This is a genomic window from Streptomyces sp. MCA2 (assembly GCF_023544705.1).
In the GTDB taxonomy this organism is placed as follows: domain Bacteria; phylum Actinomycetota; class Actinomycetes; order Streptomycetales; family Streptomycetaceae; genus Streptomyces; species Streptomyces decoyicus.
Map to the genome: position 1 here is coordinate 38,899 of NZ_JAMJFM010000053.1, position 14,624 is coordinate 53,522.

A 14,624-nucleotide genomic window follows, 5' to 3' on the forward strand; every position below is an offset into this window, starting at 1 on the left:
CGCCCACTGCCCGGACCGGGCTCGGCGGCCCCGGGCGGCGTCTTCCCGGCAGGCAGCCCTTGCACCTCTCGCCAAGGCGGCGCGCCGGAGGGCGGGCGGGGCACGGCCGGAGTCGGGGGCTCCAGAAAACGAGGTAACCCAGATGCATTCGACCGACCATCAGAGCGAGCCGAGGATATCCGTCGTGGTCCGCGCACCGGATCCGATCTCCCTGGCGGGCGTGACCAGCCAGCTCAGCCAGCAACGGGGGGTGCGGGTGGTGGAGGGCGGAGGGGAGTTCCGGGCCCCGGTGGCCGTCGTGGTCACCGCGACGATGGACGACGCCACGATCGCTCAGCTGCGCCGTCTCGTGCGGATCGACGGGGCACGGGTCGTGCTGGTGGCGGACCAGATCCGGGAGGCCGAACTTCTCGCCGTCATCGAGTGCGGCGTCGGAGCGATCCTCTGGCGCCACCAGGCCACCCCCCGCCGGCTGTACCGGGCCGTCCTGGCGGCCTCCCGGGGAGAGGGCGACTTACCTTCGGATCTGCTCGCCCGGCTGCTCCAACAGGTCGGACAGCTCCAGCGCAGCGCCGACGACCGGCCCGGCACGCTGGCAGGGCTGGCGCCGCGCGAGGTCGATGTCATCCGCCTGATCGCCGAAGGTCTGGACACCGCGGAGATCGCAAGCAAGCTCTCGTACTCCGAACGCACGGTCAAGAACGTGCTGCACGGCATGACCACCCGGCTCCACCTGCGCAACCGCGCCCACGCCGTCGCCTATGCGCTACGGGAGGGCCACATCTGACCGGCTTGCGGGGGGGGGAGACAGGGCGCACGAGCCGTCGGCCCGGCTCCACCACACAGCCCCTCGGTGGACGCCACCACGTACGCGGCCCGCAGGCGCATCACCCGCTGACGCCGCACGGCCGCCGGTGGCCTCTCCCTGTCGGCATGCCCCAACTCCCGCCGTCGGCCTGCCTCTTGCCCCGAGCGGAACCGGACCCCACCCCATCGCCGAGGAACACCGGGGCACATAATGCCCCGTATGCCGATAACAACTACCCCGAAGACGGCAACGATCGACGACGCTCCGCTGATCAGCCGCACCTTGGCCCGCGCCTTCGACGACGACCCGATGATGCGCTGGCTCTTCACCGGTCCTGCCTCACGCGAGGCAGGACCGGGCCGCTACTTCACCACCCTCTTCACCCGGCAGTACGCCCAGCACGGGGTGTGCGAACGCACCGAGTCGGCGGCCGCCTTCTGGGTACCGCCGGAGGCGCGGGACAAGGCCGTTCCGGACGCGGAGACCGTCCAGGAGCTCCAGAACATCCTCGGTGACCGGGCTCCACTGTTCAGGGACGCCGTCGAGGCGGCCGCCGAGCACACGCCCCAGGAACCGCACTGGTATCTGGCGGTGATCGGCGCCGACCCGGCCTCCCGGGGCCGGGGACACGGGGCCGCTCTGCTGCGCTCTGGGCTGGCCAAGGCCGACGCCGCGGGTCTGCCCGCCTATCTGAAGTCCTCCAAGCCGTCCAATCTGCCCTTCTACGAGCACTTCGGCTTCACCGTGCGTGAGGAGCTGCGGCTCCCGGGGAACGGGCCGGTCCTGTGGGCGATGTGGCGCGAACCGCGCCGGCCGGCCGAAGCCTAGAAGGTGCTCGGCGGAGAGCCTTCCTGGACGGCTTCGTCATCCACCACGGAAACCGTTCGCATGCCGGACCGGCGCTCTGCTTGGCTCGCCCCATGAGCGATCTTCACATCCGCCACGCCACCCTCCCGGACATCGACGCCGTGTTGCAGTTCTGGCGCGAAGCCGCGGAAGGAACGAGCATCAGCGACGACCGCGACGGAGTGGCCCGGCTGGTGACACGGGACCCCGAGGCCCTGCTGCTGGCAGAGTGCGACGGCGTCCTCGCCGGGACCGTGATAGCCGGCTTCGACGGCTGGCGCTGCCATCTCTACCGGCTGGCCGTGCACCCCGGCCGCCGCAGGCAGGGCATCGGCGGCGCGCTGCTGACGGCCGCCGAGGAGCGGTTCCGTGCGCTGGGCGGCCGGCGCGGCGACGCGATGGTGCTGGACCGCAACGAACCGGTGCGGCATGCGTGGCGCGCGGCGGGTTACGCGCCCGAGCCGCAGTGGAGCCGCTGGGTCAGGCGCCTCGACGGCTGAGCGACGCACCCGAAGCGCACCATGAGCCCGCCCCGGCGAGGGGCGGGCTCTTCCCTGACCACCCACTTTGCTGATCCTTTACCATGGAGTCTCCTCTCTCCCCAGTGAAAGGTGTGTGAGCGTCCAGCCATGGACGAGCCTCCTAGTTGTCGAGCACCCTCCCGACAGAGCGCGAACCTCCCGATCCTGTTCGATCATGGGACGGAGGTGACTCGATGACCGACCTGCTCTTTCTGGGCGTGGCGCTCCTCCTGACCCTGGCCTGTGGTGTCTTCGTCGCCGCCGAGTTCTCGTTGACGACCGTCGAGCGCAGCGACCTCGAACGCGCCGCCGAGCGCGGTGAACGGGGCGCGGACAGCGCCCTGACGGCAGTGCGCGGCCTGACCTTCCAGCTCTCCGGTGCCCAGCTGGGCATCACCGTCACCGGCCTGGTCATCGGCATGCTGTCCAAACCGGCGATCGCCACTCTGCTGGCGGGGCCGCTGGACGCGATGGGCCTGTCGCGCACGGTGGCGGATTCGGTGGCCGTGGTGCTCGGTACCGCGATCTCCACGGTCGTGCTGATGGTGGTCGGCGAGCTGGTCCCGAAGAACTGGGCCATCTCCGATCCGCTGGTGATCGCGAAGAAGGTCGCCACGGCCCAGCGCGGCTTCAGCGCCGCCTTCAAGCCGTTCATCCGGCATCTCAACAACACCGCGAACCACATGGTCCGCAGGATGGGCCTGGAGCCCGCCGAGGAGCTGGCCTCGGCGCGCGGGCCGCAGGAGCTGGTGGCGCTGGCCCGGCACTCCGCCAAGGAGGGCGCGCTGGAGCCCGACACCGCCGAGCTGTTCGTCCGTACCCTCAATCTCGCCGATCTGACCGCGGAGAACGTCATGACGCCGCGGGTGCAGGTCATCGCGCTGGAGGTGCAGTCCACCGCGGAGGACGTGGCCAATGCGACCCGGGCGACCGGGCTGTCCCGCTTCCCCGTCTACCGCGGCAGCCTGGACAGCGTCGTCGGGGTGGCGCACATCAAGGACGTGCTGACCGTCCCGGCCGAGCGCCGCCCCCGCCACCCGGTCTCCGAGCTGGTGCGCGAGCCGTTGCTGGTGCCCACGACGCTGACCGTGGACCGGCTGCTCGACCGCCTGTCCGGCAGGCGCACGATGGCCGTGGTCATCGACGAATACGGCGGCACGGCCGGCGTGGTGACGCTGGAGGACATCGTCGAGGAGGTGGTAGGCGAGGTCCGCGACGAACACGATCCGATGGAGACCCCCGACCTGGCGCCGGCCGGCACCGACACCGAGGGGCGCAGCGTCTATCAGGCCGACGGCGCCGCCCGCACCGACCAGCTGAAGCGGATCGGCCTGTGGCTGCCGGAGGGCCCGTACGAGACCCTCGCCGGGCTGATCGCCACCGAACTCGGCCGGATACCGGTCGCCGGCGACACGCTGGAGGTGGCCGGCTGGCGGATGGACGTGCTCGATGCCGCCGGCCACCGCGCGGCCCGGGTGCTGCTGCACGCCCCCCGCCCCGGCAGCACCGACGAGCAGGAGAAGGAGGCCCGCCGATGACCGCGCTCCAGCTTTTCGTGGGCCTGCTGACGCTGGTCGTCAATGCCTTCTTCGTGGGCGCCGAGTTCGCCCTGATCTCGGTGCGCCGCAGTCAGATCGAACCGTACGCCGAGCGCGGCGACCGCCGGGCGACCAGCGTGCTGTGGGGTCTTCAGCATGTCTCGGCCCTGCTCGCGGCCGCCCAGCTGGGCATCACGCTGTGCACCCTGGTGCTGGGCGCGGTCGCCGAACCGGCCATCGCGCACCTCCTGGAGCCGGTGTTCCACGCGGTGGGGATCTCGGCGGCGCTGATCCACCCGATCTCGTTCGTGATCGCGCTGTCGCTGGCCACCTATCTCCACATGCTCTTCGGCGAGATGGTGCCGAAGAACATCGCGCTGGCCGAGCCGGTCCGCAGCGCCCTGATGCTCGGGCCGCCGCTGGTCGCGCTGACCCGGGCGCTGCGTCCGGTGATCTTCGCGATCAACGCCCTCGCCAACGCGCTGCTCAAGGTGCTGCGCGTGGAGACCAAGGACGAGGTCGCCGCGACGTTCTCCGACGACCAGCTGGCGAAGATGGTCGAGGACTCCCGGGCGGCCGGGCTGCTCGACGAGCGGGCGCAGGAGCGGCTGCGGGACGCCCTGGAGCTGGGCCGCCGCCCGGTCAGGGACGTGGTGCTGCCGGTCGAGAAGGTCGTCTCCGCGAGGATGGGGATCACCCCCGAGGAACTGGAGCAGCTGGCCGCCGATTCCGGCTTCTCCCGCTTCCCCGTCGTCGACGACACCCGCCGCATCCTCGGCTATCTGCACGTCAAGGACGCGCTGGACGCCACCCCCCGCGATGTCCCCTTCCCGGTGTCCGCGCTGCGCCCGATCGCACGGGTCAAGGCCTCGACGCTGCTGGACGACGTGCTGACGGCGATGCGGGGATCCCGTACGCATCTGGCCGCGGTGATCGGCGAGGACGGGCGGCTGGCGGGGCTGGTGACGATGGAGGACGTGCTCCGGGAGCTGGTGCTACAGCAGCGGCCCGCGGCCTGACGAGGGGGTGCCGAGCGACGCTCTGACCGATCGGTTAGATTACTGACCGATCGGTTGGACGCGTCGCGTCCTCGCCGGTCGCCATCGCATTCGTGCGCGAGGAGGGGGCAGAGCATGGAACGCACCACGTGCTGCATAGCGGGCGGCGGACCCGCGGGAATGATGCTCGGACTGCTGCTGGCCCGGGCGGGCATCGAGGTGACCGTGCTGGAGAAGCACGGCGACTTCCTGCGCGACTTCCGCGGGGACACCGTCCATCCGTCGACCCTGCGACTGCTGGACGAACTGGGGCTCGGCGAGGCGTTCGCGCGGCTGCCGTTCACCAAGCTGGCGGAGATGCGGGCGCAGATCGGCAGCACCACGGTGGTCATGGCCGATATGCGGCGCATCCCCGGCCGGCACAAGTACCTCGCCATGGTCCCGCAGTGGGACTTCCTCGATCTGCTCGCCAGGGCGGCGGCCGAGGAGCCGTGCTTCACGCTGCGGATGCGGACCGAGGTCCGCGGGCTGCTGACCGACGACGGCCGCGTCACGGGGGTGCGGTTCCTCGATGAGCACGGCACCCCGTGCGAGCTGGCCGCGGATCTGACGGTCGCCTGCGACGGCCGGGACTCCGTGGTGCGGCAGGCGGCCGGACTGCGGCAGCAGCTCTTCGACGTGCCGATGGACGTCTGGCAGGTGCGCGTGGACGCTCCCCCGAGCGCTCAACCGCTCCCCCACTCTCGGCTTCGCTCGAGCGGGAGGACCCCGATGCGCAGGGGGGACCCCCATGCCGACGCCCTCACGGACGGCCGGGTCTTTGCACGCTTCGGCGGTGGTCAGGCCGCGGTCACCATGGACCGCGGCACGTATTACCAGACCTCCTATCTGATCGAGAAGGGCCGGGACGCGGAGCTGCGCGCCCGGGACATCCAGTGGCTGCGCGACCGGCTCGGGGCGCTGTTCGACTGGGACGACGAGGTGACCGCGGCGATCGGCTCGTGGGACGACGTCAAGCTGCTGGAGGTGACCTTCGGGCGGCTGCGGCGCTGGTACCGGCAGGGTCTGCTGTGCCTCGGGGACGCGGCGCACACCATGTCGCCGGTCGGCGGTGTGGGGGTGAATCTGGCGCTCCAGGACGCGGTCGCGGCGGCCCGGATCCTGGCGGCACCGCTGCGGCGCGGCACGGTCGGGGCGGCCGAGCTGGCGCGGGTGCAGAAGCGGCGGCAGCTGCCGGTGCGCGTGATGCAGCGGTCCCAGCGGGCCGAGCACACGATGATCCGGGACGCGCTGGCCGGCACGCTCGACGGCGATCGGCTGCCGGTGCCGATGCGACTGCTGCGGAGGGTGCCGCCGCTGCGGACGGTGACCGGCTATCTGGGCGGGATCGGGGTACGCCCCGAGCGGACCCCCGCCTTCGCCCGGGTCAGGCCCGGCGCTCGATCGCGTGCAGGGTGAACTCCTCCAGCTCCGCGGCCGCGGCGTCCAGGTCGAGCTCCGGGTGCACCAGCCAGTGCGCGATCACGCCGTCGATCGCCCCGCCGATCGCCAGGGCGACGGTCCGGGTGTCGAAATCCCGCAGCGCACCTGCCTGCCGGCCCTCCTCCAGCAGGTCGGCGAGGGCCTGCCAGCGGCCTTGGGTGTCGTGGGAGCCGGGCGTCTTGAGCCGGGTGCCTCCCTCGTCGTCGAGCAGCATCTCGGTGATCACGCGCACCTGTCGGCGGTGGGCCTGCTGGTAGCCGATCATCGCCCGTACGTAGGCGACGATCGCGTCCCGCGGGCCGGCCGCCTGCGCCACCCGCTCGGTGACATACGCGCCGAACTGCTCCATCACCTGCTCCAGGGTGGCCCGGGTCAGGTTGTCCTTCGAGGAGAAGTGGTAGAGCACCGCGGCCTTGGACAGCCCGGCCCGCTCGGCGATCGCCGACAGCGAGGTGGCGGGGTATCCGCGGGTGGAGATCAGGTCGATGGTGGCGTCGATGAGCTGCTGGCGGCGGGCCCGTTCGGTGAAGGTCAGCGCGTCGGGGCCGGCGCCCCGGCGAGGAGTCATCGTGCGTCCACCCGTACCTTTCCTCGCCCCTGCGACGAGATCAGACCGTACACCGCGGGGCCCGGCGCACCCCCGGGGGCCGGGCATACCGCGCGGTATGGCGAGCGGTAGGATCTCCCCGCCATGGAAATGAATGCTCGGTACACCAGTTTCGTCGCGGTCGGCGACAGCTTCACCGAAGGCATGTCGGACGGCCTGCCGGACGGCTCGTACCGCGGCTGGGCCGATCTGCTCGCCGCCCGGCTGGCGGACGGCTCGCCCGGCTTCCGGTACGCCAATCTCGCGGTGCGCGGCAAGCTCATCGGGCAGATCGCCGACGAGCAGTGCGGGCCGGCGTCCGCGATGGGCGCCGACCTGGTGACGCTGGTCGGCGGGCTCAATGACGTGCTGCGGCCCAAGTGCGAGGTGGACCAGGTCTGCGCGCGGTTCGAGGACGCCGCCGGGCAGCTGGCCAGGGGCGGCGGGCAGCTGGTGCTGATGCGCAGTCCGGGGCGGCAGGGTCCGGTGATGGAGCGCTTCCGGCCGCGCATGGAGCAGCTCTTCGCGCGGATCGACGACGTCGCCGCGCGGCATGGTGCGGTGGTCGTGGACCTGTACGCCTCACGGGCGCTGTCCGATCCGCGGCTGTGGGCGGACGACCGGCTGCATCTGAACGCCGAGGGGCACCGCCGGGTCGCGGAAGCCGTCTGGCAGGCGCTCGGACTGCCTGCCGCGTCCGACTGGGACACACCGCTGCCCGCCACCGCACCGCCGGGCTGGGGCGCGCGGCGCACCGCGGATCTGCGCTTCGCGCGCGAGCATCTGGTGCCGTGGATAGCCCGGCGGCTCACCGGCCGCTCCTCGGGGGACGGCCGCCCCGCCAAGCGCCCCGAGCTGCTGCCGTACGAGGGCTGACGGCCCGGTCGGCTCGGGGTGCCGCGCCTCCGGGTGTGGCTTGGAGGAACGTACAGCCGGGACCGGGGCGCTGGCCTGCGTAAACCGCCAGTAGACTCTGACCACGTGACTGCTGTGTCTGCGAAGCCTCGCATCCCCAATGTCCTGGCCGGCCGCTACGCCTCCGCGGAGCTGGCTGTGCTGTGGTCCCCCGAGTACAAGGTCAAGCTGGAGCGGAAGCTGTGGCTTGCCGTGCTGCGTGCGCAAAAGGACCTGGGAGTGGAGGTCCCCGAGCAGGCGCTGGCCGATTACGAGCGCGTCCTGGAGACCGTCGACCTGGCCTCCATCGCCGAGCGCGAGAAGGTCACCCGGCACGACGTCAAGGCCCGCATCGAGGAGTTCAACGCCCTCGCCGGCCATGAGCAGGTCCACAAGGGCATGACCTCCCGCGATCTGACGGAGAACGTCGAGCAGCTCCAGGTGCGGCTGTCCCTGGAGCTGATGCGGGACCGTACGGTCGCCGTGCTGGCGCGCCTGGGCTCGCTGGCCGCCCAGCACGCCGAACTGGTGATGGCGGGCCGCTCGCACAACGTCGCCGCCCAGACCACGACGCTCGGCAAGCGCTTCGCGACCGCGGCCGATGAGCTGCTGGTGGCGTACGGCCGGCTGGAGGACCTGCTCTCCCGCTACCCGCTGCGCGGCATCAAGGGCCCGGTCGGCACCGCTCAGGACATGCTCGACCTGCTCGGCGGGGACGCCGCCAAGCTCGCCGACCTGGAGCAGCGGATCGCCGGGCACCTCGGCTTCGGCCAGGCCTTCACCTCCGTCGGCCAGGTCTACCCGCGCTCGCTCGACTACGACGTGGTGACCTCGCTGGTGCAGCTGGCCGCCGCGCCCTCCTCGCTGGCCAAGACCATCCGGCTGATGGCCGGACACGAGCTGGTCACCGAGGGCTTCAAGCCCGGCCAGGTCGGCTCCTCGGCGATGCCGCACAAGATGAACACCCGCTCCTGCGAGCGCGTCAACGGCCTGATGGTGATCCTGCGCGGCTACGCCTCCATGGCCGGTGAGCTCTCCGGTGACCAGTGGAACGAGGGCGATGTGTCCTGCTCCGTGGTGCGCCGGGTCGCCCTGCCGGACTCGTTCTTCGCGCTGGACGGCCTGCTGGAGACGTTCCTGACCGTGCTCGACGAGTTCGGCGCCTTCCCCGCCGTCATCGCCCGCGAGCTGGACCGCTACCTGCCCTTCCTCGCCACCACCAAGGTGCTGATGGGTGCCGTACGCGCCGGTGTGGGCCGCGAGGAGGCGCACGAGGCGATCAAGGAGAACGCGGTCGCGTCGGCGCTGGCCATGCGCGAGCAGGGCGCGGAGCGCAACGAACTGCTGGACAAGCTGGCGGCGGACGCGCGGATCCCGCTGGACAAGGCGCAGTTGGACGCCCTGATGGCGGACAAGCTCTCCTTCACCGGCGCCGCGGCCGACCAGGTGGCGTCCGTCGTCGCCCGGATCGGGGAGATCGCCAAGCAGCACCCGCAGGCCGCGGCGTACACCCCCGGCTCGATCCTCTGACGCGAGGACCTGTGCGCTTCACCCCCGAAGAGCTGGAAGCCGCTCGCGACCGCCTCGTCCCCGACGTGGCCGCGAGCGGCCTTCGCGTGCTCTTCTGCGGCATCAACCCCGGGCTGATGACGGCCGCCACCGGCCATCACTTCGCCCGGCCCGGCAACCGTTTCTGGCCGGTGCTGCACGCCGCCGGGTTCACCCCGCGGCAGCTCCGGCCCGCCGAGCAGGAGGAGTTGCTCGCCCACGGGCTCGGCATCACCAACGTCGTGGCGCGGGCGACGGCCAAGGCCGACGAGCTGACCGCCCAGGAGTACCGCGAGGGCGGCCGGCTGCTGGCCGAGAAGGTCGCCCGGCTGCGCCCGCGCTGGCTGGCCGTCGCCGGTGTCACCGCCTATCGCCTCGCCTTCGACGACAAACACGCCGCGATCGGGCCCCAGGAACGCACCCTGGGCGACACCCGCATCTGGGCGCTGCCCAACCCGAGCGGGCTGAACGCCCATTGGACGCCGGCGACCCTGGCACAGGAGTACGGGCGGCTGCGCGCCGCGGCGTTCGCGGCGGACGACGACGTGTGAGGCGCTGACGGCGAGCACGGCTGACGGCGCGTGCCCGGCCGACGCCCGGCCGCTGCCCCGCCGACGCGGGTGCGGAGACGCGGGTGCGGAGACCGTGCGCCATGGCCGAAAGCCGTCCGTAAGCCGTCCGCAGGCGGCCCGTGAGCACACGGCCCCGACCGCTCGGTGACCGTTCGACTGCGCGTCATCTACTGGCCGTGTACATGTCGACCTGACGGTTCTACGCTGTCGCCGCCCGCGCACCCCCCACTCTCGTCGGAGGCCCCCCGTGCCCGCTCCGTCGTCCTCGCGTTCCGGCTCCTCCTCCCACCGCATCCGCCGCTCGCGCCGTCGCAGGGCCGGCGCGCTCGCCGGGGCGTTCGCCCTCGCCACGACAGGCCTCGGCATCTGGGCGGGCACCGGCTTCGGCGCCGAGCCGGCCGCGGCCGCCGTACCCACCCCCGACCATGTGGTCGTGGTGGTCTTCGAGAACCACGCCTACGGCCAGGTGATGGGCAGCGCCGGCGCCCCGTACCTCAACTCCCTGGCCGCCGGCGGCGCGAGCCTCACCGCGTCCTACGCCGAGACGCACCCCAGCCAGCCCAACTACTACGCCCTCTTCTCCGGCGACACCCAGGGCGTCACCGACGACAGCTGCGTCGACCCGGGGTTCAGCGACGCCCCCAACCTCGCCTCCGAGGTGACGGCGGCCGGAAAGTCCTGGGCGAGCTACAACGAATCGCTGCCGTCCGAGGGCTCCACCACCTGCAAGAGCGGCAAGTACGCGCAGAAGCACAACCCGTGGTTCGGCTTCGGCAACGTCTCCACCGCCTCGGCGCACACCTTCGACGCCTTCCCCACCGACTTCTCGAAGCTGCCCACCGTCTCCTTCGTCGTCCCGAACCTGTGCAGCGATATGCACGACTGCTCGGTCTCCACCGGTGACACCTGGCTGAAGGACCACCTCAAGGCCTATGCCGACTGGGCCAGGACCCACAACAGCCTGCTGCTGGTCACCTTCGACGAGGACAACCGGCTCAGCGGCAACCGCATCCCGACCGTGCTCTACGGCCAGCCGGTCACGGCCGGCGCCACCTCGGCCACCACCTACAACCACTACGACGTACTGCGCACCCTCGAGGACATGTACGGCACCTCGCATGCGGGGAACTCCGCCGACGCCAAGGACATCAGCGGCATCTGGGCCGGCTGACGTGTACCTCGCGGACCGCGGCTCCGCTCCCTCCACCTCAGCTGCGCCGGGCAGCCGGCGCGCCGTACCGGACCGGCGTCCGGGCCGGCGCGCCGGGTCCGCCCTCCCCTCGACGGTGCTCGCCCTGGGCACCGTCAGCCTCATCACCGACATCTCCTCGGAGATGGTCACGGCCGTGCTCCCGCTGTACCTCGTCGCCGAACTCGGGCTGTCGCCTTTGGGTTTCGGCGTGCTGGACGGGGTCTACAACGGGGTGAGCGCGCTGGTCCGGCTGGTGGGCGGCCGGCTGTCGGACCGGGGCGGGGGCAGCGGTCACAAGGCGGTGGCCGTGGTGGGGTACGGGCTCTCCGCCCTCTGCAAGCCGTTGTTGCTGATGGTGCACTCGCTGCCGTTGATCGGGGCGGTGCTGGCGGTGGACCGTACCGGCAAGGGGCTGCGGACCGCGCCGCGGGACGCGATGATCTCGCTGGCCGCCGAACCGGGCGCCCGTGGACGGGCGTTCGGGGTGCACCGGGCCATGGACACGGCGGGCGCGCTGTGCGGGCCGCTGGTGGCGTTCATGCTGCTGCGGGCCGCGGCCGACGGGTATGACGCGGTGTTCACGGTCAGCTTCTGTGTGGCCGTGGTGGGCGTGGTCGTGCTGCTGCTGTTCGTCCCGCGCCGCGCCACCACTGCCACGGAGGGCACCGTTGCGGCCGGACCCGCCGTTGTCGCCGAGGAAGCCGTCGGCGTCAGGCCCACGGCTGTCGCCGAGGACACCGCCGAGTCGGCCCCGGCCGGACCTCGGGCGCCGGTGCGCGCGCTGCTCGGCCGGCCGGAGGTCCGCCGGCTGACGGGGTGCGCGGTACTGCTGGGGCTGACCACCCTCAGCGACTCCTTCCTCTATCTGACCCTGCAACGGAGGCTGGATCTGCCCGGTACGTGGTTCCCGCTGCTGCCGCTGGGCACCGCCGCCGTCTTCCTGTTGCTGGCGGTGCCGTTGGGGGCGATCGCCGACCGGATCGGCCGCCGGCGGCTGTTCCTGGCGGGGCATCTGGCGCTGCTGTGCGCCTACGGGCTGCTGCTCGTCCCCTCGGCCGGGGGCGCGGCCCTGGTCTGTGCCGTGCTCGCGCTGCACGGCTCGTTCTACGCCGCGACCGACGGGGTGCTGGCGGCCGCGACCGCCGATGCGGTGCCCGAGGACGTCCGCGGCAGCGGGCTCGCCGTGGTCCAGACCGGCCAGACCGCCGCACGCTTCGTCTGCTCGATCGCCTTCGGTGCCGTCTGGACCGCCTGGGGCGACCACACCGCCGTCCTGGCCGCCACCGTCGGCCTCGCCCTCGCCGCGGCCGTCAGCGCCCGCCTCCTCCGCCGTGCCGGCACGCCACCGCCCCTCGCCTCCCCCTCGGAGCAAGCATCGTGAGCCGCCCCCCGCTGAGCCGCACCGCACGTCTCCTCGTCCTGCTGGCCACCGTCCTCGTACTCGGCGGGGTCGCCGTCGGCGCCACCCTGCACGCTGCCGGGCGCGCCGCCCAGAAGGACCGCGCCCAGGCCGGCGGGCCGGCCGTGGCCCCCGGAACCGTCCGCCTGGACGACCCGCGCCACACCCTGTTCCGCAATATGGCCTGGGGCCCGCACCGCGACGAGATCACTGCCGTCCCGGCCGGCCGGCTCTCCGGTCCGCGCACCGCCTCCGGCGTCCGCTGCCTGCGCTTCCACGAAGCCGCCGGCACCGGTATCTGTCTGCGGGCCGTCCACGGCAAACTCCGCGACACCTACCGCGCCGTCGTCCTCGACAAGCGCCTGCACGAACTGCGCCGCTACGACGTGGCCGGCACCCCGACCCGCGCCCGGGTCTCCCCCGGCGGCCACACCGTCGCCTGGACCGTCTTCGTCAGCGGCGACTCCTACGCGGGCACCGCGTTCTCCACCCGCACCTCCCTCGTCGACACCCGCACCTGGCGCCTGGACGCCAACCTGGAGACCTACGCGCTGACCGTCGACGGACACCCGGTCCACGCGGTCGACATCAACATCTGGGGCGTCACCTTCGCCGACGACAACCGCTTCTACGCCACCGCCGCCACCGGCGGAAAGACCTACCTCGTCCGCGGTGACCGGACCGCCAGGACGCTCACGGCACTGCACACCAACGTCGAATGCCCCTCGCTCTCCCCCGACGGCACCCGCATCGCGTACAAGAAGCGCGTCAACGGCGCCGACCCGGACGCGCCCTGGCGGCTGTACGTCCTCGATCTGCGCACCCTGCGCGAGACCGCGACCGGCGAACACCGCAACGTCGACGACCAGGCCGTCTGGCGCGACGGCCGCACGCTGGTCTACTCCCTGCCGGGCGACTTCGGCTCCGACCTGTGGACCGTTCCCGCCGACGGCACCGGAAGACCACAGCGCCTGGTCACCGCGGCGCTCGCCCCCGCCTTCGCCCGCTAACCCCGCATCTGCGCCACCTCCCCCTCCCCCACCGCCACCAGCAGCTGGAAGGGCAGCTCACGGTCGCCCTGCCCCACGCCCACCCCGATCCACCGGCTCTGCACCCGCCAGCCGTACATGCGCGGGACATAGCCGCACAGCGTGTCCAGCGGCGGCCGGACCGGTATGCCCCTCGCGGAGCGTTCCAAGTCGTCGGCAAGATACATTACTTCGGGCTCGCCCCACCGTAAGGACAGCGCCTGCACCAGCGCCGTCAGCTCGGCCTCGAACTCCTCCGCGGCCTCCGCCACCTCGGCGAGGTCCGCGTCCCAGAACTCCTGGCTGACCCGCAGGCCGGCTATGTGGAAGCCCGGACCGCTCTCGACCAGGGCGGAGCGCCCCGGAGCGGCCGGGAAATCCCGCAGCCGCCAGCGGTCGATGACGGTGAGATACGCGTCGATGGTCATGCCGTCAGTAAACCTCCCGGGTCTGACAATTGACCCGCGCCCGGGCCCTCAGACGTCCCTGCGCAGCAGTGACCACAGCCCCGCCGCCGCGGCCAGCGCCGCCCAGCCGGCCATCACCGCGAGACCGGCCCACGCCCCGAGCGCCCCCTCGGGCGCAAGGTGCAGAATCTGCTGTCCCGCCCGGTCCGGCAGGAACTGGCCCACCTTTCTGGTGGCGTCCAGTGAGCCGAACAGCGGGCCGAGCGAGAGGAAGAGCGGGACGAGGAGGCTCAGGGTCCCGACGGGGCTGCGCAGCAGCGCGGCGACACCGGCGGAGAACACCGCGAGCAGCCCGAAGTAGATCCCGCAGCCGACGGCGGACCGCACCACGCCCGGCGAGCCGACGCTCACGCCCGCCTCGCCGAGCAGCGCCTGCCCCCCGGTCACGGACGCGAAGCCGGCGACCAGCCCGACGGCGAGGGCGAGCCCGCCCACGGTCACGATCTTGCCCGCGTACAGCAGTCCACGGCGCGGCACGGCGGCCAGCGAGACCCGGACGGAGCCGCTGGACCACTCCCCCGCGACCGCGAGGACCCCGCAGACGATGGCCCCGAACTGGCCGATGTTGAGCCCGAAGTAGGCGTGGAAGACCGGGTCGGAGGGTGCCTCCGAGCCGTCGTAACCGCCGCAGACGAAGCAGGCCAGCGCGACGGTCACCACCAGGATGGCGGAGAGGCTGTACGACAGGGAACGCAGCGAGCGGATCTTCGTCCACTCGGAGCGGAGCACGGCGGTGAAGTGCATG

15 protein-coding genes are annotated in these 14,624 nt (G+C 72.2%); 12 read left to right on the plus strand and 3 right to left on the minus strand.

From position 1 onward, the window contains the following. Positions 1–142: 142 nt before the first annotated feature. From M8I34_RS32985 to M8I34_RS33010, 6 genes are all read left to right on the plus strand, one after another. Positions 143–787, plus strand: coding sequence for a response regulator transcription factor (locus M8I34_RS32985; protein ID WP_244417238.1), 645 nt, complete (start codon positions 143–145; stop codon positions 785–787). 231 nt (positions 788–1,018) lie between these two features. Continuing rightward, positions 1,019–1,636 (plus strand): GNAT family N-acetyltransferase, encoded by a 618-nt coding sequence (locus tag M8I34_RS32990; protein ID WP_250055835.1) that lies wholly within the window; start codon positions 1,019–1,021, stop codon positions 1,634–1,636. A gap of 92 nt (positions 1,637–1,728) precedes the next feature. After that, positions 1,729–2,154: a GNAT family N-acetyltransferase gene (locus M8I34_RS32995; protein WP_250055837.1), complete on the plus strand. Its 426-nt coding sequence runs from the start codon at positions 1,729–1,731 to the stop codon at positions 2,152–2,154. A gap of 215 nt (positions 2,155–2,369) precedes the next feature. Continuing rightward, positions 2,370–3,713, plus strand: a complete 1,344-nt coding sequence (locus tag M8I34_RS33000) for a hemolysin family protein (protein ID WP_244417242.1) — start codon at positions 2,370–2,372, stop codon at positions 3,711–3,713. Continuing rightward, entirely contained in the window at positions 3,710–4,732 is a 1,023-nt protein-coding gene (locus tag M8I34_RS33005; protein WP_250055839.1) for a hemolysin family protein, read from the plus strand. Before M8I34_RS33000 ends, M8I34_RS33005 begins: the two co-directional genes overlap by 4 nt. Before the next feature lie 114 nt (positions 4,733–4,846). Continuing rightward, positions 4,847–6,169 carry an FAD-dependent oxidoreductase gene (locus M8I34_RS33010; RefSeq protein WP_250055841.1) on the plus strand — a complete coding sequence of 441 codons (1,323 nt, stop codon included), beginning with the start codon at positions 4,847–4,849 and terminating at the stop codon, positions 6,167–6,169. Here the strand turns inward: M8I34_RS33010 and M8I34_RS33015 are convergent. Continuing rightward, positions 6,138–6,761 (minus strand): TetR/AcrR family transcriptional regulator, encoded by a 624-nt coding sequence (locus M8I34_RS33015; protein ID WP_250055843.1) that lies wholly within the window; start codon positions 6,759–6,761, stop codon positions 6,138–6,140. The two genes, M8I34_RS33010 and M8I34_RS33015, sit on opposite strands and share 32 nt — an antisense overlap. A 123-nt stretch (positions 6,762–6,884) precedes the next feature. On the opposite strand from M8I34_RS33015, the gene M8I34_RS33020 reads away from it, so the two are divergent. From M8I34_RS33020 to M8I34_RS33045, 6 genes are all read left to right on the plus strand, one after another. After that, positions 6,885–7,655 carry an SGNH/GDSL hydrolase family protein gene (locus M8I34_RS33020; protein WP_250055845.1) on the plus strand — a complete coding sequence of 257 codons (771 nt, stop codon included), beginning with the start codon at positions 6,885–6,887 and terminating at the stop codon, positions 7,653–7,655. Between the two features lie 114 nt (positions 7,656–7,769). Then, positions 7,770–9,203: an adenylosuccinate lyase gene (gene purB / locus M8I34_RS33025; protein WP_250055891.1), complete on the plus strand. Its 1,434-nt coding sequence runs from the start codon at positions 7,770–7,772 to the stop codon at positions 9,201–9,203. Positions 9,204–9,214: 11 nt separating this feature from the next. Next, complete coding sequence (gene mug / locus M8I34_RS33030; protein WP_250055847.1) at positions 9,215–9,772, plus strand: G/U mismatch-specific DNA glycosylase; 558 nt, start codon at positions 9,215–9,217, stop codon at positions 9,770–9,772. Positions 9,773–10,040: 268 nt separating this feature from the next. After that, positions 10,041–10,964 (plus strand): alkaline phosphatase family protein, encoded by a 924-nt coding sequence (locus M8I34_RS33035; protein ID WP_374211022.1) that lies wholly within the window; start codon positions 10,041–10,043, stop codon positions 10,962–10,964. A gap of 1 nt (position 10,965) precedes the next feature. Next, positions 10,966–12,366: an MFS transporter gene (locus tag M8I34_RS33040; RefSeq protein WP_250055849.1), complete on the plus strand. Its 1,401-nt coding sequence runs from the start codon at positions 10,966–10,968 to the stop codon at positions 12,364–12,366. Between the two features lie 11 nt (positions 12,367–12,377). Beyond that, positions 12,378–13,394 (plus strand): TolB-like translocation protein, encoded by a 1,017-nt coding sequence (locus M8I34_RS33045; RefSeq protein ID WP_250055903.1) that lies wholly within the window; start codon positions 12,378–12,380, stop codon positions 13,392–13,394. On the opposite strand, the gene M8I34_RS33050 is transcribed toward M8I34_RS33045, so the two are convergent. Beyond that, positions 13,391–13,840, minus strand: a complete 450-nt coding sequence (locus M8I34_RS33050) for a hypothetical protein (protein WP_250055851.1) — start codon at positions 13,838–13,840, stop codon at positions 13,391–13,393. The two genes, M8I34_RS33045 and M8I34_RS33050, sit on opposite strands and share 4 nt — an antisense overlap. Before the next feature lie 48 nt (positions 13,841–13,888). Then, a complete protein-coding gene (locus M8I34_RS33055) occupies positions 13,889–14,623 on the minus strand; it encodes an ABC transporter permease subunit (protein ID WP_250055859.1) in 735 nt (244 codons plus the stop codon). Between the last annotated feature and the right edge of the window lies 1 nt (position 14,624).